The sequence below is a fragment of the Vibrio sp. V43_P6S15P86 genome, assembly GCF_009904725.1.
GTDB classification, from domain to species: Bacteria; Pseudomonadota; Gammaproteobacteria; order Enterobacterales; family Vibrionaceae; genus Vibrio; species Vibrio diabolicus.
The window spans coordinates 1-3,950 of record NZ_WXWT01000357.1 but is presented as its reverse complement, the minus strand read 5'-3'; the positions used below and the strand labels follow the sequence as shown (position 1 = coordinate 3,950).

Below are 3,950 nucleotides of genomic sequence, written 5' to 3'. Positions count from 1 at the left end.
GTTATAGATTACACCAATAAAAAAAAAGGGCTGCATTACGCAGCCCTTTGGTTTTTAGTATTTTAAACACAATCAGTCAGTATTTAGCAAAGGCTCGACATTAATGTACTTGCCTAGCTCTTTGCGCTTAGCACTTGGAATGTATGGGATTTCGCCAAGCTTAGGCGCACCGATACGCGCTTCAAGCATCTCGATAATATCAGCATAGTGCTCGGTGCCAGGGTTAACTCGGTTTGCCACCCAACCAACAAGATTCAAGCCATCCGCTTTTATACTCTCAGCCGTGAGTAAAGCGTGGCTCAAACAACCTAATTTAATACCAACCACCAAGACCACGGGTAACTGCTCTGCTTGTACCCAAGTAGATAAACAGTCGGTATCTGACACAGGCACACGCCAACCACCAGCGCCCTCAACGAGAACAACATCAGCTTGCTGCTTGTGTTGAGCCAGCTTTTCACTGAGGAGTTCGTATTTTATTTCAACATGTTCATGTTTTGCCGCGATGTGAGGAGAAGCTGGCAATTCTAAAGCGTATGGATTCACATCATCATAAGCGACATCAAGTGTCGCGGCCGCTTGTAAATGTAAGGCGTCAGAGTTACGCCATCCAGCTTCAGTCTTATCACTCCCTGCTGCCACTGGTTTATAACCAATAGTGTTTAGTCCTTTCGCTGCCAACGCTTGCAAAATGGCTTTAGACGCTACCGTTTTTCCTACATCAGTATCCGTACCAGCAATAAAAAAAGCATCAATCATAGATGTATTACTCCAAAACAAACCTGATAACTTGCAGGTAGAAGACCTTGATCATTTTTAAACGCTTGGTACTCATGCTCAACTTGCAACAAAGTCTCTCGACTGGTTAAACCATGTGAGCGCCCGCTTACGTGATTTGCACCTATACCTTTGAGGTCACGCATAACTGAAAATGCTGAGTCGTACCAAACTGTGATGGTGGTCAAGTCTAGTTGATGGTTGTCACATCGAGATTGCGCTAACGCAATTTTTACCTGATTGAGCGATAGAAAGTTATTGACGTGTTGATATGCATCAATTTTTTTCCATGATGCTCGCAACTCGCACAGTGACCCTTCAGCTAGTGTAGAAAAAGCCGCCTTCCCATTAGCTTTTAGTACACGACGAACTTCTCTCAGGGGATAACTTAAATCGGCACACCATTGCAAAGCCAAGCTAGAGAATACGTAGTCGAAGCTTGTATCGTCGAAAGGCAAGTTTTCTGCGTCGGCTAGCACATAATTCATTCGTTCATGGCCACAGCGCACCATAGCTTTGCTTAACATCTCTTGAGAGATGTCCACACAAAACACTTCAGCGCCACGCTCTTGAAGAAGTTGAGAAAAATAGCCCGTACCACATCCTAAATCCAAAACACGTTGATGAGTTAATTCATTCGGAAGTTTGTCTAGTAAGCGATGGCCGACATCACGCTGGAAAGCGGCATGTTTGTCGTACGTGTCAGCCGCCTTACTAAAGGAAGCGGCGATCGCTTGTTTATTAGGCAGTAAGCAATCCAACTTCATTTGCTCTGCATTATCCATTACTGCGTTCCTAATGCTTGCTTCAATGCCATTGAAAGCGTTTTAACTTGTTCGTTAGTGTGATTAACAGTGAGTGTGATTCGCAGACGAGACGTCCCTTTCGGAACTGTTGGAGGACGAATAGCAGTAACCCAAATACCGTTTTGGCGACAAGCACCTGCTACTCGCAAAGCCAAATCAGATTCACCAATCACAAACGGCTTAATCGAAGTTTGAGTATCAACAAAGCCCTCAACGTCGCCGAGGCTATCTCGATACACTTCACTTAACTCTGTGAGCTTTTCACGTCGCCAAGACTGCTCTTGAACCATCGAGACAGCATGCGTGAGCGCATAGGCTTGTGCAGGAGGCATCGCCGTGGAATACACATGGTGACGAGCAAACTGAGTTAAAAAGTCCCCCGTTGCGTGGTCACATAAAATAGCCGCGCCAGACATACCAAACGCTTTGCCGAAAGTAACGATCAGTATCTCAGGCTTAACCGCCGCTAATTCACATGAGCCACCGCCAGATTCCCCTAGAACACCGATACCATGAGCGTCGTCTACAGCAAGCCATGCATCATGATTACCGGTGACGTCAGCGATATCAGCAAGCGGCGCACAGTCACCGTCCATGCTGAATACCCCTTCAGTCACAACTAGATGGTTGCCTTCGCTATTCAACAGCGATTTTAGATGCTCGATGTCATTGTGCTTGAAACGCTTCATCTTAGCTGGTGACAACATCCCCGCTTCCATTAGTGAGGCATGGTTCAAACGGTCTTGGATCAATACGTCTGATTTTTCTAACAAGGTGAACAACAAGGCTTGATTAGCACTGAATCCAGAGCCAAACAGAATTGCTCTGTCGTAGCCCAGCCATTCGGTCAGTGCGGCTTCTAAATTGCTGTGCGCGGCACTAAAACCAGTCACCATCGGTGATGCTCCACTGCCACTACCATATACGCTTAAACCTTGCTGCCAAGCACGAACAAGCGCTTGGTCATTAGCCAAGCCTAAATAATCATTACTTGAGAAGTTGATGTAGCGTCTGCCTTCGTGTTCCAAAACGGACTGGTTACCGGCAAACACCACATTCATAGAACGATTCAACCCTTGCGTCTTACGCTCAGCAAGGGCGGACTCGATACGAGATTTAAACGCTGGCATCGTAGAAAAGGTCGTCTTTTGTCGGACGAGCAGCAACGCGCTCTACGACGCGATCCAGCAACTCGTTTTCTTCGATTTCATCAGGTTTTTGAGACACCTCTTGGCTGTTAATGCCGAGCTTGTCGAACAGCATCATGTCTTTGTCTTCAGAAGGGTTTGGCGTGGTCAGAAGTTTGCAACCATAGAAGACGGAGTTTGCACCCGCCATAAAACACAGCGCTTGCATTTGTTCGTTCATGTTTTCACGACCAGCCGATAAACGGACTGCGGATTGGGGCATCATAATTCGTGCTATTGCAATCAGACGAATAAAGTCGAACGGCTCAACGTCGTCCACTTCTTCCAATGGTGTACCCTTCACCTTAACCAGCATGTTGATTGGCACACTTTCAGGATGTACTGGCAAATTAGCCAGTTCAACCAACAAACCTGCTCGGTCGTTAGCACTTTCACCCATGCCGATGATGCCACCGGAACAGATCTTCATGCCAGCATCACGAACGTGAGACAAAGTGTCTAAACGGTCTTGGTAAGTACGGGTGGTAATGATATTGCCGTAGAACTCAGGCGAGGTATCTAGGTTGTGGTTGTAGTAATCCAGACCAGCGGTTGCCAATTGCTTTGCTTGATCCGGCGTCAACATGCCCAATGTCATACACGTTTCTAAACCCATGCCCTTCACGCCTTTGATCATGTCGGTCAAATGCGGCATGTCACGCTCTTTCGGGTTTTTCCATGCTGCACCCATACAGAATCGAGTAGAACCAGCGTTTTTCGCTTTTTGTGCGGCGTCGAGTACACGCTCTACTTCCATCAGACGCTCTTTTTCAATGTCTGTGGTGTAGCGAGCACTCTGAGGACAGTACTTACAATCTTCTGGACAAGCACCTGTCTTAATCGACAAAAGCGTGCTTACTTGAACATGGTTGGTTTGTTGGTATTGACGATGAACAAGCTGCGCTTCGAATAGGAGATCCATGAATGGTTTTTCCATGAGATCGCGCACTTCAGCATGCGTCCAGTTATGACGAACTTCCACGTGTATTCCTTTAATCACTTTTTTTGTTGTGTTGACAGTCTACTGAGTCTCGATAAACTGTCAACACAACACAAAACAACAAAGTTTACATTTGTATACTTTTCACTCTAAGTTATTATTGGAATCGCACATGGATCTCGCCTTCGACCGCCAGCATATCTGGCATCCTTACACTTCGACATTGACACCTCTGACCTG

4 protein-coding genes are annotated in these 3,950 nt (G+C 46.4%); all 4 read right to left on the bottom strand.

Annotated features, from left to right (window positions below; genetic code table 11):
• Positions 1–72: 72 nt before the first annotated feature.
• Genes bioD through bioB form a run of 4 tightly spaced genes read right to left on the bottom strand, consistent with a single transcriptional unit; the run spans position 73 to position 3,752 of the window.
• Positions 73–759 (bottom strand): dethiobiotin synthase, encoded by a 687-nt coding sequence (bioD, locus tag CAG69_RS16050; protein ID WP_005390831.1) that lies wholly within the window; start codon positions 757–759, stop codon positions 73–75.
• A complete protein-coding gene (gene bioC / locus CAG69_RS16045) occupies positions 756–1,562 on the bottom strand; it encodes a malonyl-ACP O-methyltransferase BioC (protein WP_161445124.1) in 807 nt (268 codons plus the stop codon). The genes bioD and bioC overlap by 4 nt, the downstream gene beginning before the upstream one ends.
• Positions 1,562–2,713: an 8-amino-7-oxononanoate synthase gene (gene bioF, locus CAG69_RS16040; RefSeq protein WP_161445121.1), complete on the bottom strand. Its 1,152-nt coding sequence runs from the start codon at positions 2,711–2,713 to the stop codon at positions 1,562–1,564. The genes bioC and bioF overlap by 1 nt, the downstream gene beginning before the upstream one ends.
• The gene (bioB, locus tag CAG69_RS16035) at positions 2,700–3,752 is read right to left on the bottom strand and encodes a biotin synthase BioB (RefSeq protein WP_012841957.1); all 1,053 of its coding nucleotides are present in this window, start codon (positions 3,750–3,752) and stop codon (positions 2,700–2,702) included. The genes bioF and bioB overlap by 14 nt, the downstream gene beginning before the upstream one ends.
• Between the last annotated feature and the right edge of the window lie 198 nt (positions 3,753–3,950).